Origin of the sequence: Mongoliitalea daihaiensis (genome assembly GCF_021596945.1) — a bacterium.
Classification (GTDB): Bacteria; Bacteroidota; Bacteroidia; order Cytophagales; family Cyclobacteriaceae; genus Mongoliitalea; species Mongoliitalea daihaiensis.
Genome location: NZ_CP063779.1, coordinates 3449203 through 3472034, shown reverse-complemented (window position 1 = coordinate 3472034; position 22832 = coordinate 3449203). Strand labels below are relative to the sequence as shown.

Below are 22832 nucleotides of genomic sequence, written 5' to 3'. Positions count from 1 at the left end.
TGGTTACCTGATTCTTAATTGCTGCCCTACTCTCAAAGTAGAATTAACAGAAATGTTATTTAAACGCGTAATGGTACTCACCCTGACACCGTATCTTCTAGCGATACTTGACAAAGTCTCTCCACTTCTTACTCTGTGAACCACTGATTGCTGGGTCTGCACCACATGATCAAAACTGGAAGCCGTAATCATATATACATCACTCCTTAACCTACCAAGATTGAAATCGAATATTTGAGTTGGATTAATGGATAAACCTTGGTACCTGACCTCAAAATGCAGATGAGGTCCTGTACTTCTACCAGTATTCCCACCTAACCCAAGGACATCCCCTGCGATCACTTCCTGACCCACATCAACCAATATTTTTGACATGTGCCCATACAATGTTTCCAAGCCATTTTTATGTCTCACTACCACATAATATCCATAGCCTGTCCTATCATAGGATCGAATCCTAACAATCCCATCAAAAGTGGCATAGATTGGTGTGCCTACAGTCAATTTTAAATCCGTTCCATGATGCCAACGATACCTACGAAATCCAAATTCGGACGTAATTCGAGTTTCATCTAAAGGCATTTTATAATCCGTCCCAAAAAAAGTATCATACAGCTTAACGTATACCGTATCTTTGAAATCTTTGGGATTAAAATTATAAATATTGATCTTTTGACTATCCCAAGATGCATAGTATTCGAAAGCAGTAACCCAAATACTATCAATCAATATTTTTTCAGAAACCTGAGCCAATTGGTTTGTTGGTGCCCAAATAAGTGAAAGCGTGTCTTCCTCTACAATACTCAGCCTTTTGCGAAGATCTACATAATCCTTGTAAAGTAGAGAGTCTGTTTGCCGCGTAATGTCGTACAAATACTTTTGAGAATCGAATAATCTTATGTCTCGTTGAAGCGGATTTGAGGGTGGTGTAATGGATTGATCTTGCTTTGATTTTTTAATAATTTTTGGAAAAGTTTGAGCATAGGAACTAAAAGAACCTATGCTCAACATGAAAATCAATACTCTTACAATGCTTTTTAATCTCATTAGAATGGGTTATCAAGATTCTTGTGCAGCCAAAAACCTTTCAGCATCTAAAGCAGCCATACATCCTGTACCAGCAGCTGTGACAGCTTGACGATAGATATGGTCTTGGGCATCACCGCAAGCGAAGACGCCTTCGATATTGGTTTTGGTACTCCCTGGCAGGGTCTTGATATATCCGCTCTCATCCATATCAATAAATTCTTTAAAAATTCCCGTATTGGGTTCATGACCAATTGCTACAAAGAATCCCGAAATTGCTAATTCTTTAGATTCCTTGGTTTGGTTATTGTAAACACGTACACCAGTAACTTCCTCATCCCCTAGGATTTCTTCCGTCTCTGTATTCCAGAGGACTTCAATTTTAGGATTGTTTAAAACACGCTTTTGCATAATTTGAGAAGCTCTCATTTCATCTCTCCTAATGAGCATATAAACTTTGCTACAAATATTAGCAAGATAAGAAGCCTCCTCACATGCAGTATCACCAGCACCTACAATTGCTACGTCCTGACCCCTAAAAAAGAATCCATCACATACCGCGCAAGCAGAAACACCTTTGCCGTTGAGACGTTCTTCACTTTCTATCCCCAACCATTTGGCAGATGCACCTGTAGATATAATTATCGTTTCTGCGTGAATTTCCACCTGATCATCCACAATAACCTTATGTGGTCTCGCACTAAAATCTACTTTGGTTACCATACCATAGCGAACCTGTGTACCAAATCTCTCTGCTTGTTTGCGGAAATCTTCCATCATTTCAGGACCTTGCACTCCTCCTGGATAACCCGGATAATTTTCTACGTCCGTCGTAATCGTCAATTGGCCACCTGGCTGGGCTCCTGTGTAAAGAACTGGGTTTAATCCTGCGCGTGAAGCATAGATTGCCGCTGTATATCCTGCTGGTCCTGATCCAATAATCAATACCTTCAATTTTTCTACAGTAGTTGTCATGAGTGATTTAATTAAAGTTGGCAAATTTTGTTAATATTCTTGTCACAACAAAGTCTATTTCTGTTAAATTTCCCTAAAACTGCGTAAGCTGATTATTAGTGAGGAATCTCGAAATAAACTAAATTATGACACAAAAAAAGGGGAAAAAATCCCCTTTTTCAGTAATGTATGATACAGTGACAATTTTAACCAAGATAAGGCTTTAAAGTCTTACTCCTAGAAGTATGTCTTAATCTCCTGATAGCCTTCTCTTTAATCTGTCTAACTCGCTCTCTTGTTAAGTTAAATTTTTCACCGATTTCCTCTAAGGTAAGCGCATGTTCACCATTCAATCCAAAGTACAATGTGATTACATCTGCTTCTCTCGACGTAAGTGTGGAAAGCGCGCGTTGTACTTCTTTTCTTAAAGATTCATTTAACAATCCATCGTCTGGCTTTTCGTCACCATCGTTTTCAAGAACATCCAACAAGCTGTTTTCTTCTCCTTGAACAAATGGTGCATCCATTGAAACGTGTCTACCTGAAATCTTCATAGTATCCACAACTTCGCTAGCTGTAACTTCCAAAACTTCGGCCAATTCTTCAGGAGAAGGCTCCCGTTCAAACTTTTGCTCTAATTCAGAGAAAGTTTTGCTGATTTTATTCAATGAACCTACTCTGTTGAGCGGTAGTCTAACAATTCGGGATTGTTCAGCCAATGCTTGAAGAATAGATTGACGAATCCACCATACTGCATAAGAAATAAATTTAAAACCTCTGGTTTCATCAAATCTCTGCGCTGCTTTGATCAAACCAAGGTTACCTTCGTTGATCAAGTCACCTAATGATAACCCTTGATTTTGGTACTGTTTTGCAACAGACACCACAAATCTAAGGTTTGCTTTTGTCAGCTTCTCTAAAGCCAATTGATCTCCTTCGCGGATTCTCTTGGCTAATACCACCTCTTCATCAGCTGTTAAAAGGTCAACTTTACCTATTTCCTGAAGATACTTATCGAGGGATTGACTCTCTCGGTTAGTAATCTGTTTGCTAATTTTTAGCTGCCTCATTCGAGAATTTTATTTATCAGTTAAGATTTCTAATAACAGAATTGTACTGCATGAAAGTTCAAAGTACTAAATACTTTAAAAACATTAATCTTTTTTATCAGATTTTTCAGGCTTAGGAAGAAGCACCTTTCGTGAAAGCTTGAATTTACCAGTCTTTTTATCGACATCTATCAGTTTCACCATGATTTCCTCACCAGGCTCCAATACACCATCCATGGTTTCTAGACGCTCCCACTTGATCTCAGAGATATGAAGTAAACCGTCTTTTCCTGGCATAAATTCAACGAAAGCACCAAATGGCTGTATATTCTTTACTTTACCAGTGTAAGTTTCTCCAATTTCAGGCTGTGCTACAATTGCTTTAATGCGACCAATAGCCCCATCCATAGAAGTTTGATTCGTTGCAAAAACACTGATCTTGCCTTGATTATCTTTTTCTTCAATTACGATCGTTGCGCCCGTATCCTTTTGGATTTCCTGAATCACTTTACCACCTGGACCAATAACCGCACCAATCAATTCTTTTGGAATAGACATCATGAACGATCTTGGAGCATGAGGTTTCAAGTCAGCTCTAGGTGTATCCAAAGTTTTGGTTATTTCATTGAGAATGTGAAGTCTGCCTTCTTTTGCTTGAAGCAATGCTTCTTTCAACACACTATAGTCCAAACCTTCTACCTTAAGATCCATTTGACAGGCCGTGATACCTTTTGCAGTACCCGTTACTTTAAAATCCATATCACCCAAATGATCTTCATCGCCTAAGATATCGGATAAAATAGAATACTGTCCTGTTTTTGCATCGGAGATCATACCCATAGCTATACCAGTTACGGGTGCCTTGATAGGTACACCTGCATCCATTAAAGCTAAAGAACCCGCACAAACTGTTGCCATTGAAGAAGATCCGTTTGATTCTAAGATATCAGAGACGATACGAATTGTATATGGATTTTCATCATCCTTAGGCATTACTTTCTTCAAAGCACGCTGAGCAAGATTTCCGTGTCCTACTTCTCTTCTACCTGGTCCTCTGTTAGGTTTTACTTCACCCGTAGAAAAACCAGGGAAATTGTAATGCAAGAAAAATTTATTGTATCCGGAGATCATCGCTCCATCTACCATTTGCTCATCCATTTTGGTACCCAAGGTACATGTCGTGATGGATTGCGTCTCTCCTCGTGTAAAAACAGCCGAACCATGGGCTGATGGCAAATAATCCACCACTGACCAAATAGGTCTGATTTCATCCAAAGCTCTACCGTCCAATCGCTTCTTCTCAGTCAACGTCAGATTTCTTGCTGCTTCTTTATGGATTTTTGAGAAATAAGGACCAATTAAGCTCGCTTCATACGGATGCTCTTCCCCTAAACTTTCAATAAATCCTTCTTTAATTGCTTTGATTAATTCTGAACGCTCTGACTTGTTAGCAATTTGACGCTGTACTACCTCATAGCATTTGTTATATAATTCTGCATGCATTTTTTCATATAAAGCCTCATCAGACTTCTCGTGACTATATGCACGCTTCATTTCCTTTCCAACAGCTTTCGTTAGTTCAAGTTGTACTTGACAATGCTTTTTTATCTCATCATGCGCAAACTGCAGAGCTTCTACCATTTCTTCTTCAGAAATTTCGTCAGCTTCACCTTCTACCATCAAAATATATTCCATCGATCCCGCCACGATAAACTCAAGCGAAGCCACTTCAGTCTGTGCAGGTGTTGGATTGATTACTAACTTTCCATTAATTTTAGCTACACGTACTTCAGATATCGGTCCGTTAAACGGGATATCAGACACTGCTAAAGCTGCAGATGCAGCTAAACCAGCTAGGCAATCAGGCAATACATCACTGTCCGCAGACATCAATGTAATAGCAATTTGAGTATCAGCATGATAATCATCTGGGAATATCGGTCTGATCGCTCTATCAACGATTCTACTGATTAAAATCTCATAATCAGATAATCTCCCCTCTCTTTTTAAAAAGCCTCCAGGAATTTTTCCTGAAGCCGCGAATTTCTCTTGGTAATCTACAGATAATGGTAAAAAGTCAACTCCGTCTATGGCCTCTTTTTTAGAGACTACAGTTGCCAATAACATGGCATTCCCCATTCTAACGACAACAGAACCATCAGCCTGCTTAGCCAACGCTCCAGTTTCAATGATAATTTCTCTACCGTCTTCAAGAACAATAGATTTGGTAATAAGATTTGGTAACATACGTGTTTGTTAAGAATAAATGTACTAAGTTTTAAAAGTAAGGTTTAATATCGGGGGAGAAGCAAAAAAGTAAGGTTCTCCAAAAGAGAACCTTACAAAAGATTTCAATTATTTACGTAATCCTAAGTCTGCAATGACAGCTCTATATCTTTCGATGTCATTTTTGATTAAGTAGTTAAGAAGGCTTCTTCTTTTACCTACTAATTTCAACAAACTTAAACGCGAACCGTGGTCCTTTTTGTGCGTTCTTAAGTGATCGGTCAGGTGATTGATTCTGTAAGTGAACAATGCAATCTGAGACTCAGGAGAACCTGTATCAGTTTCAGATTTTAACCTGCCATGATTCTTGAATAGCTCTACTTTTTTCTCTGTAGTTAAATACATGTCTAGTTAAAATTAAATTTAAACAGTTGCAAAGGTACGTCAATAATTTGGATTTAAAAAGAATCGCCTAGGTTTTGGAGAACTTTCTCTTGAAAAATGCCCTGATTTTGTTCCATAATTCTAAGTACACATCTGCCTCAAATATCCGGGCATCTTTTCGTGCTTGCTTCAAGAAGAAAAAACCAAAAGGTAAGAGTACTAGGTTCGAAAACCAAGTCCCCAGAACTGCATCAGTAATTCCTTCTTTCGCCCACTTTTCTCCTGTTATAGTCAGCATGTAATACACAATAAAAAATATAATGGACATCAAAACAGGCATTCCAAGACCTCCTTTTTTTATGATTGCACCTAAAGGAGCACCTATCAAAAACATTACAATACAAGCAAAAGCTGTAGTATACTTCTGATACCATGCTATCTGATACCTTCTGTATTCCCGCTCTAGATTATCTAGTTGGGAAACTTTATTAGAGAAATTATTTTTCAATGTACGCGCGTTGTTGATGGCTACAGTAGCCGCTCGCTGCTCGTAATTGTTAACTTCAATTATTGAATCCATTCGTAACAATTGCTCAGTCGTCAAGCGTGTCACTCTCACCGTATCTTCTGATCTGTTTTTTTTGAATAATCGAATAGAGTCTGACCGTGATAAAGGAGTGAAATCAAAGCCATCTATGGATAGGCCTTTTCTGTCTTTTCCTTGGGTATTTTCTGAATCCACCATTTCTGCCCCACCTACCGATTGACTAATAACACTATCGATCGAAGGTTTATCTTCCATCTCCTCTTCCTGTGAATTGTATGCAAATAGTTCTATGTTCAAAGAATCCGAAGTAGCATTATAGGAAGAAGCATCGATGATATTACGGGAGGAATCTTGTCGGGCTTGTTTGATTTTTCCACGTTCTAAGCGAAGAGAGTCGTCCACCCTTTTTCTTTCAGCTACATCAGCTGGAGGCGTTAACTTTCTGTTTCTTGTAAAAAAGGTATAATTGGACTCTGTATTTGCAAAATTATAGAAGACAATTTGGTTCATCTCACTGTAAATAGAATCCAAACCTTCTTTTAAACCACTGATATTTTTGATTGAACGATTAGTAGACCATAAATCCTCAGGAGTTCGATTCATCTGAAAGGATTCAAGGTTAAAAATAATTTGATTTTCAGAGAAATAGGTTCTACTAAAGTTTGCGGGTTTTTCGGTTTTAGCTCGCTGATCACGCGACTCTTTGTAATTTACACCATTATACAAGGTGAGGCTAAGATAAGAATCGTTGAAAAACGGCTCCATTCTTCCAGAGTCAGCCAAAATAACATTGGTATTCCCCTGCCCTTCTGCATGATTGTAAATAATAATATCTTGTAAACGAATGTCATCTAGCTTTTTATTGACTTTGATACTATAATTCGGAATACCAGCGTAAAAAACACCTTCTTTTATATCCAAAGCAGGTGACTTCATGCGGATATCGTATAAAAGACTGAAGGTCTTCAGGTTGACTTTTGGCACCAAATAATTATTGGATAAAAAGGCTCCAATGGTAAGAAAAACCACAAAAATCCCAATTGGACGCAAAGCTCTCAACAAAGAAATCCCACTACTCTTAATAGCGGTCAATTCAAAATGCTCACCTAAATTCCCAAAAGTCATCAATGCAGAGAGCAATACTGCCAAAGGTAAAGCCATGGGTGATATACTGATTACAAAATAAGAAATCAGCTCCATATAAATCCAAAAACTAAGCCCCTTTCCAAATATTTCGTCAAAATACTTGAGCATGTTCACAGTCAGTAGAATAAAATCTACCACTATAAATGTCAAAAAGAAGGGTCCAATGAAAGAGCCTAGAATTAATTTATCAAGTTTTTTCATGTAGTACAACTATACCTTTAACGGATAAAAAGGTAAGAGTGCACAATTTTAACCAAAAATTTATTAACCTCCGATTATCTCTTTAAGATTGATGATCAAACCTTCCCAAATAGACTCCAATTCTTCGTCGTCGTAAGAATCACTATAATCGATTACTTTTAAAAATAGGGTTTGGGTCAACTCATTTTCTTCTAGCTTAAACTCAATAAACGATTTATCCTGTTCTTCTGAATTTTCCGGATCAAAATATTCAAATTTCACATGCATATCTTTTCGAAGAGCTGTCACTCTTGCATAATGTTTCTCTCCATCATATTCAAACAAAAAGGTTTTATCCCCATTGATTGTAACATCATCAGCAAACCATTCCGAAAGTCCACTCGCTGTACTGAGATAAGGGAATAATAATTTTCGCGAAGTATTAATTTGATAATCAGCAACAAACTTATTTTTCACCATAATTTCTAAAATTTAAAACCAAAAAAAGGATAATTTTTGATTGACTTTGTTTGCAAATAAAAAGCTAACCACTCATATTTGCATTCCAATTCGGAGGAAGGCGCTAATGATCCAATCATTAAACTCTTCCGGAACTCAAAATAAGAATTTATTTTTGATTTCCAATTTAAAGAATTGAATTGAAGTTTAAAATAATTCATGGCGAGGTAGCTCAGTTGGTTAGAGCGCAGGATTCATAACCCTGAGGTCACGAGTTCAACTCTCGTCCTCGCTACAAAAGCTCCTTCACAGGAGCTTTTTTTATTTGGATGAATTCCTGTTTTGATACGTCCTGTCATGTTTGAAGAATAGATAGTCTGTACGATTTTCTAAAGTACATGGAAGGATTTGAGAAATCTATAAAGTGAAAAAATTGCTAAAGTGGTCTTTTATGTACTATTGACCTTATTTTCTGAAATTTTGAACAAAAAAAAGCACCCCGAGAAAAATCCCGTAAGTGCTTGATTACAACGTGGGCCCAGCTGGGCTCGAACCAGCGACCTCCTGATTATGAGTCAGAAGCTCTAACCAACTGAGCTATAGGCCCAAATGCTTTATTATCAATTCCAGTGATTACTTCAGCCAAAATATTGTGGGCAAAAGCAGTTTTATCTCTACACTGCAAATCAATTTTTATTTCTATACAATCTGAAGATTGAGATAATCATTCAATTCGATTGCTCTACTTGCGTTTGAGACTGCAATGTTACATATTTGAAATCAATATTACAAAATAGAAAATCATGAAAAATTTAGAAAATATTGATTTTTTGATCTTTGATTTGGGAAATGTGATCATTGATATTGACTATGATTTCAGTATCAATGAGTTGAAAAAAAATATCCCAACCCAAAAATTTGAGCTTACTTCTTTATTTTTTCCATCGAAGTTTCACAAAGATTACGAAAAAGGATTGATTAGTACCGATGAATTCAGAAATGAGATTAGAAAGCATTTTGACCTTCCTTTGTCAAATCAACAAATTGATCATGTGTGGAATTCCCTACTAAGGACTATACCACAATCGAGAATCAATATCCTTAGAGAACTTCGAGGAAGGTTTGGAACAGCTATTTTGAGTAATACCAATAGCTTGCATATCGATGCTTTCGAACAAATGATAAAAGAACAAACAAACGAAACATCTATTTATAATTTATGCGATCATGTGTTTTTAAGTCATCAATTAGGTTTGGCAAAACCGGATGTGGCAATCTATGAAACGGTACTCGAGAAAATTAAGGTAAAACCAGCACGCGTTTTATTTTTCGATGACTTGGAGTCAAATCTAAATGGAGCTGAAAAACTAGGCATCAAAACACAATTAATCACCAAAGACTATGGAATTGAAGATTTTTTTAAAAATTAAAACTCCCTGAAATAACTATCCTACCCTATCGTTGAATAGTTGATTGATTGGTTCTTAATTAACAAAAATCCCTGCTCGAGTGGAGCAGGGATTTTTTTTATTACCAATATTTAGCTGGTTTATCAGGTGCTACCATCGTATCGATGATAAATTGGCGAACATCTTCATTAGAATTGGCAAGATCCTCTGCTCTCAGATACATCATATGACCACTTCTGTAGCCTTTGAAAGACATACGATCTTGGATTTTCCCTGCAGGATCCATTTGCCACATATTGTATTTCGCATTGAAATAATCGGTACCTCCATCAAAATAACCGGATTGAGTCATGACATGTAAATAAGGATTTTGAAGCATGGCCTGTGCCAGCTGATTCCCTGTATTGTCATTGCTACGATCCCATGGCTGTACAGGACCAAACAAATAATAGGTCAAATCGGTATTGTATTTCAGTACATTTTTGGCATAATAATTCATTGCTGGCGAAAAGGCATGGTTCCAGGCTGTCAATGCAGGATCATAATCATAACGATCTCCAGCATCCGTTTGATCAATTCCTCTGTAACGACTATCCAGACGACCTACTGTGAGCCCTTTGTCACGCATCAATTCCTTCCAATAAAAACTAGTCGGTACTGCCAAGGCATGCTGCAAAAACACTTCCTCACTGATACCCGAATAGTAGGCCATCTTTTTAGCAATTTGTTTGCGAGTTTCTGGATTCAAAGAACCTCCTTTAGCAATAGCTGGTAAAACAACATCTAAGGTATATTGCTCTACTTCGGGAAGAATCTCATCCAAATCTTTGGCTTGTAAATCAGCTGGCAAAACTTTATGATACCAAGCGGTGGCAGCATAATAAGGCAAATAGTTTGCTTTGGCTACAGGGCCGGAACGATCCAATCCTAAGCCTGTTGGAGAAACTAGAATCACTCCATTCAGGTACATCCAGTGTGCGTTTTGTAACTCATGAGCCATGCCTGAAACACGGGTAGTACCGTAGCTCTCCCCTATCAAATACTTGGGAGAGGCCCATCTATTTTGTCTTGTTACAAATGTTTTTACCCAATCTGATAGATACTTTACATCCGAGTTGATTCCAAAAAACGCACTTCTAGGTGTATCTTTATTAACGATTCTTGAGTAGCCAGTATTTACCGGATCAATGTAAACAATGTCTGCCACATCCAAGATCGTATGGTTATTTTGCTTCACCCCATACGGCTGCAATGGATATCCCTCATCATCGATATTTAACACATATGGACCCGTATAGGCCAAGTGCATCCATAGTGAACCAGAACCTGGACCTCCATTGAAGGAAAATACCAATGGTCGTTTGTTTTTGTCAGTAATGTCTGTTCTTTCATAATAGGTGTAAAATAGTGTAGCGATGGGTTCCCCATCTTCGCCCCATACAGGCATGGTGCCTGCGGTAGCTTTGTAAGGAACTCTTTTCCCTTTCACAGTCACTTCTCCTGTTGTCACGGAAGCGGACTCCACTTTAACCTCTCTTTTTTCTTGAGCCAGGGTCCAAGTAAAAGTGAGCAACACCATAGCAAATGTCAGTAATGATTTTTTCATAGTGATCGAATATTTATAATTCCTAAAATACAAGAAAATCCAATAGCTCCTCCGATTATTTATGTGAAGCATTGTTAGCTTGGATGAGTGGAAATAAGTCCAATATAGTGGTTCAGATAAACTTTCATAACGTAGAATGACCATTAATGGAGAAAGCTTCCACATTGCATGAATTCGCCTAGGTCGCCAAAAAGAATTCTATTAGTTTTCAACTGATAAAAACAATATTTAGCCGAAGACAAAGTAATACTTTAACAAGTGAAACTACTTGCGAGATTCTACTTAGTGTCGGTTGAACCTAACAATTAGTTATAGATCTATGAAAAAAGTTTACGTTATCATGTACCTGATTTGCTGGGCTGGATTGATTCAAGCCCAAGAAATGCATACCAAGGGCAATTATGAATTGGCTTCGAAATTTTCTCCAGAAAAATTGAGGAAAATGATTTTCACCACTGATGTCGACGCCCATTGGCTGAAAAAATCGGATCGCTTTTGGTACGTATATGAAACATCATCTGGTAAAAACTGGTACATCGTCAATCCAGCTACCCGTACCAAAACCCCTTTATTTGACAATAACAAACTTGCTGCAGAAATTACGAAAGTAGTAAAAGATCCATTTGATGGACAAAATTTGGGGATTACTAACTTGAAATTTTTAGAGGATGAAAACACCATTGAGTTCAAAATCAAAAGCACCCAAGATGTTGTAAAAAAAGATTGGGAAGAAATCAAAGCTAAAAATAGAAATGCTAAAGATTCAATTGAGAAGAAAACTTTTGTTTTTAGATATAATATTACCAATCAAGTACTTACTGAAATTGCAGATCCAGAAGAAGAGGCAAAAAGATTGGCTTGGGCTAATATTGCTCCAGATTCGTCCAAGATCGTTTTCTCCAAACACGAAAACCTGTACTGGATGGACAAAGAAAACTTCCTGAAAGCAGTCAAAGATGAGAAAGATAGCACCATTGTAGAATATCAGTTAACTACTGATGGTGAAAAAGACTACAGCTACGGTGGCTGGGGCCGTGGTGAAGATAATGTGGAAGAGGAAAAAAATAAGGATAACAGAAAAAGAGCGGGAGTATTATGGGCTGCTGATTCTAAGCAATTTATCCTAACAAGAAGCGATGCGAGGCATGTAAAAGACCTTTGGGTACTTCACAATACCCGAAATCCAAGACCTACATTGGAGACCTATAAGTATGCCATGCCAGGAGAAAAAGAACAGCCAACTGCTGAACTGTATCACTACTCTTTTGATACCAAAGAAATGAGCAAACTGGATGTGGCCACATTTAAAGATCAAACCATTGGTCTTTGGTCAGAAAGTTTGCCTGCATCAGCTCGAGATGATGACTTTAAGCCTGTGAAATGGTTGGGAGATACAAATTTCTTTTATTTCTCCATTACTTCCAGAGATTTAAAAAGAATTGATATTGCAAGATGGAATATCCAAAAGGGTACAAAAGAAGTAATTGTTGAGGAAAGGAGTAATACCTACATTGATATCAATAAACCTGAAATCATCAATAATGGAAATGAATTGATTCATTGGTCTGAGCGAGATGGATGGGCTCATTTTTACCTCTACGACATGGATGGTACTTTGAAGCGTCAGTTGACTTCTGGACCTTTTCACAGCGAGTCTATCGTCCGAATAGATGAGCGAAACAGAGTACTTTATTTCACAGCCAATGGAAAAGAAGTAGGTGAAGATCCTTATTATGAGCACTTGTATAAGGTAAGTTTGAATGGGGGACCAATTACACTCTTAAACGCGGGTGATTTTAATCATTCCGTTTCCATGAATGACAAAGCAACGTTTTTTGTCAACAATTATTCCCGTGTCAATACTATTCCAGCCTCTACCTTGCATGACTCCAATGGAAGAAAAATCATGGATTTGGAAGAAGCTGACCTCAGTAATTTATTCGCTGCAGGATATAAGTTCCCAGAACCTTTCAAAGTAAAAGCGGATGATGGAATTACCGACTTATTTGGTGTTATGTATAAGCCATTTGACTTTGATTCAACTAAGAAATATCCGATTATAGAATATGTTTATCCAGGTCCTCAAACAGAGGCTGTTAACAAGTCTTTTGGTAGAGGGATGGACAGAATTGACCGATTAGCCCAGTTTGGATTTGTGGTAGTCACAGTAGGCAACCGAGGCGGTCATCCTGCAAGATCGAAGTGGTATCATAATTATGGCTATGGTAATCTTCGAGATTATGGATTAGCAGATAAGAAAGCTACAGTAGAGCAACTGGCCGATAGGCATGCATTCATTGATAAATCAAGAGTAGGAATTCATGGTCACTCTGGCGGTGGGTTTATGTCTACGGCTGCTATGCTGGTATACCCTGATTTCTTCAAAGTAGCTGTTTCCTCTGCAGGAAATCACGAAAACAACATTTACAATCGTTGGTGGTCCGAAAAACATCATGGGGTAAAAGAGCTAGTTACTCCTAAAGGGGATACTACCTTTGTATATCAAATAGAAAAAAATCCTGATTTAGCGAAAAACCTGAAAGGACATCTGTTACTTGTTACGGGGGATGTAGACAACAACGTGCATCCTGCGAATACCATCCGTATGGCAGATGCCCTAATCAAAGCAAATAAGCGCTTTGATTTTATCATTCTTCCGGGTCAACGCCATGGCTTTGGCAATATGACGGAATATTTCTTCTGGAGAATGGGAGATTATTTTGTCCAGCACTTATTGGGTGACAATACTCCCCCACCGGTTGATATGTTGGAAGTTCAACGGGAGAAAGCCCAAACCAAATAAACTGTTTTAGTACCAAAAAGAGCCCTCGTTAGCAACCGCTGATGGGGGTTATTTTTTTAAAGTCATTAGGACTTAATTTCATGGGAGTTACTTTTCCAAAAATATCATAGGGTTCTCCGACAATCCTTGCTCCCAAACCCACTAATAAATTGACCGTAACATCCCTTGCTTCAATCATCAATTCTTCGGAAACTTCCTGGAAAAAACTTTCCAAAGAAAAATAAGCCAACTTTTTACCCCAACCCAAACCCCTGAGCTGCGGATGGACCGCAAATCTGCCCCAGTGCCATGTAAGACCATCATACCAAATAATCACCACTCCTATAAGTTGTAAGCCAAGCCATAATCCATACCCTTTCTGAACAGGATAAGGAACAGGCAGATATGCGGAAGGAATAGCTTGCTCTTTTTCGAATACTTCTCCAAGAAGGGAAAGAACTTTTTCTCTGTCTTGAAGGTTCAAAGAAGTAAGTCGATAATCTTTGGAGTCCATGTTTCAAGATAATCATCTATTGTTCTATTCTAAAATTATTTTCCATAAACTAACAACTAAAACCAAATGAAAAGAAAAGCAACTGCTGTGTGGAACGGCACAGGAAAAGAAGGCAAAGGTCATTTAACCACTCAAACAGGAGTTTTGAGCAAAACTCAATATTCCTTTAGTTCAAGATTTGAAGATGGAATTGGTACTAATCCTGAAGAATTAATTGCTGCAGCCCATGCCGGATGTTTTGCAATGAAGTTGAGTTTCAATCTATCCGGAGAAGGATTTACACCAGAAGAGTTGCATGCTGAGTGCACCATTACTTTTGAAGATGGAACTGTAAAAGCCTCAACAATAGCTTTAAAAGCGAATGTCCCTGGGATTTCAGCGGATCAATTTGCCGAATTAGTGAAAGACGCAGAAGTCAATTGCCCCATATCAAAAGCTTTAAATACGGAAATCTCTGTATCCTATGAGTTGAACTAAAGATGTTTCAGCGCTCCAATTTTTGGAGCGCTTTTTTTTAAGATATTTGATTGTAAATACATAATTTTTCGCCAACTTCGGTGGAGGTTTTCAGTAATCAAGTACCACATGAAGCGTTTATCCTTCGAATTTTTAATAGGGTTTCCAATTATTTTGGTAATTACATTTTTTCTCTTTTCTGAAACTCAAGCCAAACAGGTGGTTCTTCCTGATTCAGTAAAGCGTATATTTTACAAAGAAAAAAAATTAGAGCGTAGATTTGAACTCATCATTGATCAGGCATCTAATGAACTGAATACGTCTTTAAGCAGTTCGATGGCCTTGTATGGGATTTTTTTTGCAGATTCATTAAAGGATAAACGGATGCTAGCAAGAGCTCATGAAGTATATGGCATGAGTTTAAACAAAAAAGGAGATTACATCAGCGGCATAGAAAATCTTGGCCAAGCGCTTCAGTTGTTTGAACAGTTAAAATCATTTGAGGATGTAGCTAAAGTTAAGAGAACCATGGGGGAAACTTTTCGGGCTAGTAAAAACTATGAACTTGCCATGAGTTATCTCAACCAATCTTTAATCTATTTCTCCAATAATCCAGATCCTGTAATGTTGGCTAGAATATACAATAGAATAGCAGCTACTTTACTTGAGATGTGGTATATTAAAGATGGAAGTCTTTTTGGAAGTTTTATATCCTCTAATCCATCAATTTCCTACGGTGCAAAACTAGCTCTCGAACCTGATTTAAAAGTAAAAGATGATTCTTTGGTCAATACTATTCAAGCTAGTAAATATCATGCTTCCAATGCGAAACGGTACGATCTGATTATTTCTACAAACATCATTGAAGGAAGTTACTTGGTGTCAACCAAACAATTTGAAAAAGCAGTGGCTTTATTTGAGGAAACTGTCCAACTCCTTGAGCGAGAAGAATTGTATGAGGACTTACCTTTGGTTTATTTGAATTGGTCACGTGTGTACTCCATTGGTAATTTAGAAGAACCTGAGAAAGCAATTGAATTATCAAAAAAAGCATTGGAAATCGCCATAGAACAGGATGTACCGGTATATATCTTTATGGCAAACGATATTATTCATAGTAATTATGCATCTATTGGAGATTATCAAAGTGCATATAATTTTTTATTGGAGCAGGTTCCTTTAATACAGGAATATGGAGAAAAAGATTTATTGACTCAGCTTAAAACCCTAGAATTTCAATATAATCTTCAGGAAAGTAAACGTGAACTATTGAATAAGAAGGTACAGATGCGCATTATTTTATCTGGAATTACCATAGTTGTATTATTTACGTCAGTTTTTATATATTTTCTCACTCAAAATAATAAAAAACAGGTTGAGCTACTTTCGGATTTAAGTGAGAAAAATAAAATTATCTCTGAGCAAAATAAAGCGTTAGAACAAACGAATGGAGAAAAGGACCGGTTTTTTGCAATTCTTGCCCATGATTTAAAGGGGCCTGTAAAATCTGTATCTGCTTCACTGGATTTGATCAATGAAGACTTAAAAAATGGAAACACCGAAAGTGCTCTCCTTATGACTGCTACAGTATCGGGTGCGGCGCGGCGGGCATCAGATTTACTCAGTAACCTCATTGAGTGGGCAAAGTCTCAACGTGGTAAGGTTCATGTGAATCCCCAACCATTGGACTTGACTAGAGAGATTCAAAAAAATCTACAGTTATTTGAGGAAAATCTAAAAAACAAACAGCTATTGGTAACCAATGAGCTGGAAAATCCAATTCATATCACCACTGATAAAGATATATTGGATACTGTTGTTCGTAACATCCTATCCAATGCAATAAAATTTTCCGTTGCAGGAGGAACTATACATATCCAAGCCATTCAAGAGGATGAAAAGTTGATCCTTATCATAATTGATGAAGGCATTGGTATGAATCAGGAAGTGTTGCAGAATATCTTCAAAATTGACGCTAAAAACAGTCGTCCGGGCACTGCAGGTGAAGTCAGTTCTGGATTGGGCTTGATCTTGTGTAAGGATTTCTTAGCCTATATAAATGGAGAAATTAAGATTGAGTCCGAAGAAAACAAAGGAACCAAAGTTTCCATTATCCTCCCATTACATACTTAATCTCTTTTTGTACTGATGCTGACCAACTTTGCTATAACAATAGCAGGATATAGTATTCCAAAAACAGATACAAAAGAAGAAATCATTTTTGCGTGAATATTGGTTGGATGCACATCCCCAAAGCCTACGGTACTGATACTTACCAAACTGAAATACATAAACTCTGCAAAATCTGAGTCATTTCCCCTCAACTCCAAATTTCCTGCTATGGAAGTCCCGAAATATAAATGAACCAATTCGAAGGCAAAAGTGGCCATGAGAGCAACTGATAAATACACATTTACAGCACCCACAATTCTATAGACATTAGCCTCCTGATCTCTGAAAAGTAATTTGAAGTTGATTAAAATAAAGACTCCTAAATTTAGAATTATAACGATTCGCTCCAACTCCAAAAATTGGAAAGGATTGTCCATAAATCTGATGATCCTCAATAACACATGAATGCTGACCAACACTATTGACAACCAAAAATGAACTTTTTTTTTGGCCGAAAAGATACCTACAATAAAAAGAACAACTAAAAATATATTTTGCAGCATATCTGTATCACTCTCACGGGAGACAATGATGGGCAAAACAAATACTATAAATAGCAGCATTAACATCAGTGAAATGAAGCTATTATCGGAAGTCCAATATTGTTTTACCTTCTTAAAATAACCTGGGACAGGACTCATGGCAATAGGTTTATGGATAATTTTAAATTTATCTGATTGCTCTAAGGTATCATTTTATTAGGTAAGCAGCAATCAATGGAGGTGGAATCAATGAGTTACTTGTCTACCTAAAAATACTCTCCTTAGTTAAAAACAATACTTGAATAACTGACTACTAAAACTTTCGATAAATTAAAGCTGAAGAAATGACCATGAGTTAAAATCAAATTTTATATTTTTGATAATCATCTCATTTAAAACAACCCCTTATTTTGAATTGGCCAAAAATAGCTCGTTACATCACTAGTAAGATTTATTCAGCTTTGGTTGACCTTTTGCCAATTATTGTAGTCATTTTAGTTTTTCAGTTCCTTATTCTACAAAAACCACTGCCAAACTATCAAGATTTAATAATCGGTAGTTTACTAGTATGGATTGGTCTCATCTTATTTATGGAAGGATTGGAGTGGGCTTTATTCCCTTTGGGAAATTCAATGGCTTTTGCTCTCACCAATAAAGGAAACGTCTTTTTGATTCTATTATTTGCCTTCACCTTGGGGTTTTCCACTACCATAGCCGAACCTGCCTTAATTGCTGTAGCCAAAGAGGCCGCCAGAGTATCTTCGGAGGCAGGCTATATTGGTTCCGAAAATTCATCACTGAATGCATTTGCCAGAGGATTAAGAGTATCCGTTGCCATTTCAGTTGGATTTGCAATTCTTATAGGAGTTCTACGTATATTTAATAATTGGCCACTACAGTACATCATTATCAGTGGATATGCAATAGTAGTTATTTTGACCTTTATTGCGCCAAAAGAAATCATTGGAATTGCATATGATACCGGAGGAGTGGCCACCTCAACCATTACGGTACCCTTAGTAACTGCTTTAGGAGTGGGCTTAGCCTCCAGCATAAAAGGTAGAAATCCCCTGACGGATGGATTTGGATTGATCGCTATTGCTGTGATGATGCCTATGATTTTTGTAATGATTTATGGTTTAATTGTTTTGTAAAATGGTATTTTTCGACTTTTCTGTAAATTTTTTTCTGGTATTATGGACCACTATACTTGATGTGGCACCTGTGGTCCTTTTATTTTGGATTTTTCAGTATTTGATTCTCCGAAGACCCTTACAGGATGTAAAAAAAGTGGTAGCTGGTCTATTAATGGTCATATTGGGATTAACTTTTTTTTTAATTGGCTTAGAAAAAGCACTCTTCCCAATTGGTGAAATGATGGCTTTTCAACTTTCTGACAAGGATTTCATTGCTTCTTTTCATGCCGACCTTGATTCTTGGACAGCTTATTATTGGGTTTATATATTCGCTGCATGTATTGGGTTTGCAACTACGATAGCAGAACCCTCTCTTATTGCTGTAGCTATCAAAGCTAATGCTGCTTCAGGTGGCACGATCAGTACTTGGGGCTTGAGGGTCGTAGTTGCTTTGGGAGTAGCCTTCGCTTTAACAGTTGGTACCATTCGAATAGTAGTGGGGATTCCTTTATATATATTTATCATTGCTGGTTATCTTATTGTGATGATCCAAACTATTTTTGCTCCAAAATCAATTATTGCGCTTGCCTATGATTCAGGAGGGGTTACGACCTCTACAGTAACAGTACCAATCGTAGCATCACTAGGTATTGGACTGGCAAGTGTAGTGCCCGGCCGAGATCCTGCGGTAGATGGATTTGGATTGATAGCCCTCGCGAGTTTATTCCCGATTATTTCGGTCTTAGTATATGCACAGATTTTAGAGTTAGTTCAACTATTTAAACAAAAACGACATGAAGTTTAAAGTCATTATGGCTTTGATCAAGCCTGAATACTCTCAAAAAGTACTAGAAGCTGCAAGAAAGGCAGGGGCTACAGGAGATGTTTCTTTGACGGGCCGGGGAAGTGGATCGAAGGAGTCCAAATCCTTTTTTGGTCTTTCCATTATGGATCAAACTGAGGTTTTGATGTTTTTGGTGGAGGAACATACGACTGAAAGCATCCTAACCGCCATCAAAAATGAGGGGAAACTGAATGAGCCTGGTCATGGGATTGCCTTTTCATTGAGTGTGGAAAAAGTGGTCGGATTGGAGAGTCAGCTGGAGCAAATTAAAGAACGTGTTAAAAACAATTACCTTTAAGCCATGGAACAAACAAATCTGATAGCCAAAGATATCATGGATACTAAAATCGTATTCATTGATGGTCTTGCTACTGCCTTCGAAGCAGCAGAGTTATTGAAAAAACATGCTGTTGATATGCTTATTATTTCTAAAAGAAACAAGCAAGATGCTTATGGAATCATTACTTGTAAAGACTTGATTACCAAGGTAAAAATGAATGATTTGGATCCAAAGGAAACCAATATCTACGAAATCATGAGTAAGCCTGTAATCACAATTCCATCAGATATGAATGTAAGATACATTCCAAGACTATTCAAACGGGCTAAAATCAGTCTTGCTCCTGTAGAAGAAGGAGGACAGCTCTTAGGCGTTATTTCCTATCAATCTCTTTTAAATTGTTTTTGAGCACTTTAAATAGCTGTCTTTAGTGAAGACTAGGCATCCTCCTAAAGACAGCTTATTCCATCAAGCAGCATTTCTCGCAGCATTGATAATTCCAAACATGGTACGCAGAATAAGTCTCTGTAAAACAGGATCATCTTCTCCCCTTTCTAACATGCTTTGGATGGCATATTGCTGAATGGTAATCAACGGCAGGACAATTTTTTCACGAATGGCAATGGACTGTTTAGAGGTAGGGTTATCCTGAAGCAGGGTATCCATTCCTGAAATTTCCAATAATAGCGCTACCGTTCGCTGATATTCTTCAAACATCAGATTCCATAAAGACGCATAGGTTGGATTATCTTTCAAATAAGCCGTACCTTGGAAGAAAGACTTTGCAAGCGACTGCATAGAATTTCCTAAGAGAGATCGGAAAAATAAGGAATCGTTGTACAACTGTTTGGCTGCATCAAACTTGCCTTCCTTTTTTAACTCACCTAATGCAGCTCCTACTCCAAAAAAACCTGGAATATTTTGTTTCATCTGTGCCCAAGAACCCACAAATGGAATGGCCCTTAAATCTTCGAATTTCAATCCAGAATCCTTTCCTCTTTTGAGCGGACGCGAACCGATGTTGACTTGACCAAAATATTTGAGGGGGGTAACATGCTCTAAATAGGATAAAAAGGCTGGGTGTGCTTTGAAATCCTTGTAGAATTGATAAGAAACTGCCGCCATTTGATCAATCAGAGCTCGCTGATATGGATTAAGATTCTTCTCTGCCGAAGGATAGAGCTCGTTTTCAATTCCTGCACATAACAATTGTTCGAAATTATAGGTACAGGATACCGGTTTTCCATAATTGGCTGAGATGGTCTGCCCTTGGATGGTCACTTGAATTTCAGCGTTTTCAATCTGAGACCCGTGCGAAGCATAAAAATTATGCATATTACCACCTCCCCGCGCAGGAGGTCCACCCCTACCATCAAAGAAAACCACCTTGATATCATACGTTTTGGATAGTTTGCTTAGCTCTTCTTTCGCTCTTAAAATAGACCAATTTGCACGGATATAGCCTCCATCCTTGGTTCCATCTGAAAAGCCTAACATGATGGTTTGTTTGTTGTTACGAGTCTGCAGATGCGTTTTGTAAACAGGATTGGTGTACAGCTGCTCCATTATTTTCGGGGCTTCGGCCAAGTCATCAATGGTTTCAAAAAGCGGTACAATGTCCAACGGTAATTGGGCAACATCTTTTCCCCACGATAACAATGCTAATTTGAAGACTTCCAAAACATGAAAGGCCGACTGACAATTGGAGATAATATATCGATGCAAACCATCCTCTCCATTGGATTTTTGTACAGATTTGATCGCATCAAAGCTTTTAAGCATTTCTTTATGAAAGGGTTCTTTAAAGTCAATACCCTCTAAGGCTGGCTCAAAATTTAAGATGTATTCGATTTTCTCATCTGCTGTTTTGGCTTGAAATGCGGATAGGGCCTCCTCGCCTACTGTTTCTTCAATGATCTCCTCCCACAAAGCATCGTGCTTCCTACTGTCCTGACGCACATCCATATTAGCAAAATGGAAACCAAAGATTCTTACTTTTAGAATAAACTCATCTAAAGATTCTAAAAACAAGCCATCATGTTGCGTGATCAATGCCTGCCTTACCTCTAATAAATCAGCTAACAGTTCATCTTTGGTATGGTAATAGTTTTGATTATCAAACAATGAATTGAAAAGACCATTTTCAACTTTAACCATGATAGGTTCTACATTCTTGAATGTCAAACGCTTACGAATCTTTTTAATATCTCTGTAATAGCATCTTAGAATCCACTTTTGAAGTTTTTCGGCCACCTGAATGGTCGTATCATGCGTAACAAATGGATTTCCATCTCGATCTCCCCCGGGCCAAAATCCCACTTTCAATAATCCTGGGTTTTCCCACTCATGCAAAGGAATATCCAACATGCGGAGCAATCGAATTAATATATCGGGTATGGATACGTAGAAAACATTGGTTAAAAACCAGATTAAACTTACAGCCTCATCTAAGGGCGTTGGTTTTTCTTTATTGATAAAGGGGGTTTTGCCCAACTGTTGCAACAACAGGTTAATATTTCCTAAATCATTGGATTTGATAGCCTCCTCCAAATCAGTAATAATCCCCAGTACATTGCCAGGATAAAATTGTGTTGGATGGGCAGTCAAGGTCAGGCGAACAGAAAAATTTTTTAACTTTTCAATAAGTTCCTCTCTTTTCCGATCGTTACCCACCCGGGTAACCAAGGCTTGAATACTGCCTTTTCCTTTTAAATCATGTATTTTGTCAAATGCAGTATCTTCAATCGAATCAAACAAAACAACTTGACGTTCAACGTATTGAACCATTTTAAATAAAAAGGCATGTTGCTCCGCTTCAGATTGATTGGGCATTAATTCTGAAAAAAATCCTTGGATAATCTCTTTAGGGGTCTTAGATGCATTAAATCCCTCCTCGCATTTATTGGCTAAAATAGGAAGCAGCGTACCTGTTTTGTTGATATCTTGAAAAGGAAGGTCTAAAAATAAACTATTGTAAATAGTAAACCTTTTTGCGACTTCGGTCTGATAATTATTTTTAAGCATGATTAGGTTTGAGTGTATTTTAACTATCAAATATAGTTAAATTAATTATTCTAGCCACTAAAATGATTATTTGTATTAATTGAGCCATTTTTTTATCAATTGAATCATTGAAATGCCTATTTATTAAAAATAATAAAATAAATGAGATTTCTAAAG

The 22832-nt window shown here is 37.6% G+C and carries 19 protein-coding genes and 2 tRNA genes; 9 read left to right on the top strand and 12 right to left on the bottom strand.

Annotated elements, in window-relative coordinates:
* Positions 1–3: 3 nt before the first annotated feature.
* The 7 genes from IPZ59_RS14840 to IPZ59_RS14810 all read right to left on the bottom strand — a co-directional run bounded on the left by IPZ59_RS14840 (position 4) and on the right by IPZ59_RS14810 (position 7992).
* The gene (locus IPZ59_RS14840; RefSeq protein ID WP_236136827.1) at positions 4–1047 is read right to left on the bottom strand and encodes a M23 family metallopeptidase; all 1044 of its coding nucleotides are present in this window, start codon (positions 1045–1047) and stop codon (positions 4–6) included.
* A 12-nt stretch (positions 1048–1059) separates the two neighbouring features.
* Positions 1060–2001: a thioredoxin-disulfide reductase gene (gene trxB / locus IPZ59_RS14835; RefSeq protein WP_236136826.1), complete on the bottom strand. Its 942-nt coding sequence runs from the start codon at positions 1999–2001 to the stop codon at positions 1060–1062.
* Positions 2002–2186: 185 nt separating this feature from the next.
* Positions 2187–3050 (bottom strand): sigma-70 family RNA polymerase sigma factor, encoded by an 864-nt coding sequence (locus IPZ59_RS14830; protein ID WP_189585039.1) that lies wholly within the window; start codon positions 3048–3050, stop codon positions 2187–2189.
* An 84-nt stretch (positions 3051–3134) separates the two neighbouring features.
* A complete protein-coding gene (gene pnp / locus IPZ59_RS14825; RefSeq protein ID WP_236136825.1) occupies positions 3135–5276 on the bottom strand; it encodes a polyribonucleotide nucleotidyltransferase in 2142 nt (713 codons plus the stop codon).
* A 108-nt stretch (positions 5277–5384) separates the two neighbouring features.
* Entirely contained in the window at positions 5385–5660 is a 276-nt protein-coding gene (gene rpsO / locus IPZ59_RS14820; RefSeq protein ID WP_189585033.1) for a 30S ribosomal protein S15, read from the bottom strand.
* 67 nt (positions 5661–5727) lie between these two features.
* Positions 5728–7533, bottom strand: a complete 1806-nt coding sequence (locus tag IPZ59_RS14815; protein ID WP_236136824.1) for an LptF/LptG family permease — start codon at positions 7531–7533, stop codon at positions 5728–5730.
* A gap of 63 nt (positions 7534–7596) precedes the next feature.
* On the bottom strand, positions 7597–7992 hold the full coding sequence (locus tag IPZ59_RS14810; RefSeq protein WP_236136823.1) for an START-like domain-containing protein: 396 nt from the start codon (positions 7990–7992) through the stop codon (positions 7597–7599).
* Positions 7993–8192: 200 nt separating this feature from the next.
* On the opposite strand from IPZ59_RS14810, the gene IPZ59_RS14805 reads away from it, so the two are divergent.
* Positions 8193–8266: transfer RNA gene (locus tag IPZ59_RS14805), tRNA-Met, on the top strand.
* A 238-nt stretch (positions 8267–8504) separates the two neighbouring features.
* Here IPZ59_RS14805 and IPZ59_RS14800 read toward each other — a convergent pair.
* Positions 8505–8578, bottom strand: a tRNA-Ile gene (locus tag IPZ59_RS14800).
* 196 nt (positions 8579–8774) lie between these two features.
* Here IPZ59_RS14800 and IPZ59_RS14795 point away from each other — a divergent pair.
* Positions 8775–9401: an HAD family hydrolase gene (locus IPZ59_RS14795; RefSeq protein WP_236136822.1), complete on the top strand. Its 627-nt coding sequence runs from the start codon at positions 8775–8777 to the stop codon at positions 9399–9401.
* A gap of 100 nt (positions 9402–9501) precedes the next feature.
* Here the strand turns inward: IPZ59_RS14795 and IPZ59_RS14790 are convergent, their stop codons facing one another.
* Positions 9502–10986: a S10 family peptidase gene (locus IPZ59_RS14790; protein WP_236136821.1), complete on the bottom strand. Its 1485-nt coding sequence runs from the start codon at positions 10984–10986 to the stop codon at positions 9502–9504.
* Between the two features lie 319 nt (positions 10987–11305).
* On the opposite strand from IPZ59_RS14790, the gene IPZ59_RS14785 reads away from it, so the two are divergent.
* Positions 11306–13789, top strand: coding sequence for a S9 family peptidase (locus IPZ59_RS14785; protein WP_236136820.1), 2484 nt, complete (start codon positions 11306–11308; stop codon positions 13787–13789).
* A gap of 28 nt (positions 13790–13817) precedes the next feature.
* On the opposite strand, the gene IPZ59_RS14780 is transcribed toward IPZ59_RS14785, so the two are convergent.
* Positions 13818–14282, bottom strand: coding sequence for a GNAT family N-acetyltransferase (locus IPZ59_RS14780; protein WP_236136819.1), 465 nt, complete (start codon positions 14280–14282; stop codon positions 13818–13820).
* Between the two features lie 66 nt (positions 14283–14348).
* Between IPZ59_RS14780 and IPZ59_RS14775 the strand changes: the two genes are divergently transcribed.
* Together IPZ59_RS14775 and IPZ59_RS14770 are read left to right on the top strand one after the other, a co-directional pair.
* A complete protein-coding gene (locus IPZ59_RS14775; RefSeq protein ID WP_236136818.1) occupies positions 14349–14759 on the top strand; it encodes an OsmC family protein in 411 nt (136 codons plus the stop codon).
* A gap of 108 nt (positions 14760–14867) precedes the next feature.
* Positions 14868–16871, top strand: a complete 2004-nt coding sequence (locus IPZ59_RS14770; protein ID WP_236136817.1) for an ATP-binding protein — start codon at positions 14868–14870, stop codon at positions 16869–16871.
* On the opposite strand, the gene IPZ59_RS14765 is transcribed toward IPZ59_RS14770, so the two are convergent.
* A complete protein-coding gene (locus IPZ59_RS14765; protein WP_236136816.1) occupies positions 16868–17551 on the bottom strand; it encodes a potassium channel family protein in 684 nt (227 codons plus the stop codon). The genes IPZ59_RS14770 and IPZ59_RS14765 overlap by 4 nt on opposite strands.
* 251 nt (positions 17552–17802) lie before the next feature.
* Here IPZ59_RS14765 and IPZ59_RS14760 point away from each other — a divergent pair, with 251 nt between their 5' ends.
* From IPZ59_RS14760 to IPZ59_RS14745, 4 genes are read left to right on the top strand one after another with little or no spacing between them, the layout of a single operon-like run.
* Positions 17803–18546, top strand: a complete 744-nt coding sequence (locus IPZ59_RS14760; RefSeq protein WP_236136815.1) for a DUF1538 domain-containing protein — start codon at positions 17803–17805, stop codon at positions 18544–18546.
* Between the two features lies 1 nt (position 18547).
* Complete coding sequence (locus tag IPZ59_RS14755; protein ID WP_236136814.1) at positions 18548–19333, top strand: DUF1538 domain-containing protein; 786 nt, start codon at positions 18548–18550, stop codon at positions 19331–19333.
* A complete protein-coding gene (locus tag IPZ59_RS14750) occupies positions 19323–19670 on the top strand; it encodes a P-II family nitrogen regulator (protein ID WP_236136813.1) in 348 nt (115 codons plus the stop codon). Before IPZ59_RS14755 ends, IPZ59_RS14750 begins: the two co-directional genes overlap by 11 nt.
* Before the next feature lie 3 nt (positions 19671–19673).
* A complete protein-coding gene (locus IPZ59_RS14745) occupies positions 19674–20060 on the top strand; it encodes a CBS domain-containing protein (protein ID WP_236136812.1) in 387 nt (128 codons plus the stop codon).
* Positions 20061–20120: 60 nt separating this feature from the next.
* Here the strand turns inward: IPZ59_RS14745 and IPZ59_RS14740 are convergent, their stop codons facing one another.
* A complete protein-coding gene (locus IPZ59_RS14740; RefSeq protein WP_236136811.1) occupies positions 20121–22676 on the bottom strand; it encodes a phosphoenolpyruvate carboxylase in 2556 nt (851 codons plus the stop codon).
* Positions 22677–22832 lie beyond the last annotated feature (156 nt).

Bases quoted from the DNA above. Each gene is read 5' to 3' on its own strand.
- IPZ59_RS14840 (WP_236136827.1), bottom strand. From the start codon at position 1,047: ATGAGATTAAAAAGCATTGTAAGAGTATTGATTTTCATGTTGAGCATA.
- trxB (WP_236136826.1), bottom strand. From the start codon at position 2,001: ATGACAACTACTGTAGAAAAATTGAAGGTATTGATTATTGGATCAGGA.
- IPZ59_RS14830 (WP_189585039.1), bottom strand. From the start codon at position 3,050: ATGAGGCAGCTAAAAATTAGCAAACAGATTACTAACCGAGAGAGTCAA.
- pnp (WP_236136825.1), bottom strand. From the start codon at position 5,276: ATGTTACCAAATCTTATTACCAAATCTATTGTTCTTGAAGACGGTAGA.
- rpsO (WP_189585033.1), bottom strand. From the start codon at position 5,660: ATGTATTTAACTACAGAGAAAAAAGTAGAGCTATTCAAGAATCATGGC.
- IPZ59_RS14815 (WP_236136824.1), bottom strand. From the start codon at position 7,533: ATGAAAAAACTTGATAAATTAATTCTAGGCTCTTTCATTGGACCCTTC.
- IPZ59_RS14810 (WP_236136823.1), bottom strand. From the start codon at position 7,992: ATGGTGAAAAATAAGTTTGTTGCTGATTATCAAATTAATACTTCGCGA.
- IPZ59_RS14795 (WP_236136822.1), top strand. From the start codon at position 8,775: ATGAAAAATTTAGAAAATATTGATTTTTTGATCTTTGATTTGGGAAAT.
- IPZ59_RS14790 (WP_236136821.1), bottom strand. From the start codon at position 10,986: ATGAAAAAATCATTACTGACATTTGCTATGGTGTTGCTCACTTTTACT.
- IPZ59_RS14785 (WP_236136820.1), top strand. From the start codon at position 11,306: ATGAAAAAAGTTTACGTTATCATGTACCTGATTTGCTGGGCTGGATTG.
- IPZ59_RS14780 (WP_236136819.1), bottom strand. From the start codon at position 14,282: ATGGACTCCAAAGATTATCGACTTACTTCTTTGAACCTTCAAGACAGA.
- IPZ59_RS14775 (WP_236136818.1), top strand. From the start codon at position 14,349: ATGAAAAGAAAAGCAACTGCTGTGTGGAACGGCACAGGAAAAGAAGGC.
- IPZ59_RS14770 (WP_236136817.1), top strand. From the start codon at position 14,868: ATGAAGCGTTTATCCTTCGAATTTTTAATAGGGTTTCCAATTATTTTG.
- IPZ59_RS14765 (WP_236136816.1), bottom strand. From the start codon at position 17,551: ATGAGTCCTGTCCCAGGTTATTTTAAGAAGGTAAAACAATATTGGACT.
- IPZ59_RS14755 (WP_236136814.1), top strand. From the start codon at position 18,548: ATGGTATTTTTCGACTTTTCTGTAAATTTTTTTCTGGTATTATGGACC.
- IPZ59_RS14750 (WP_236136813.1), top strand. From the start codon at position 19,323: ATGAAGTTTAAAGTCATTATGGCTTTGATCAAGCCTGAATACTCTCAA.
- IPZ59_RS14745 (WP_236136812.1), top strand. From the start codon at position 19,674: ATGGAACAAACAAATCTGATAGCCAAAGATATCATGGATACTAAAATC.
- IPZ59_RS14740 (WP_236136811.1), bottom strand. From the start codon at position 22,676: ATGCTTAAAAATAATTATCAGACCGAAGTCGCAAAAAGGTTTACTATT.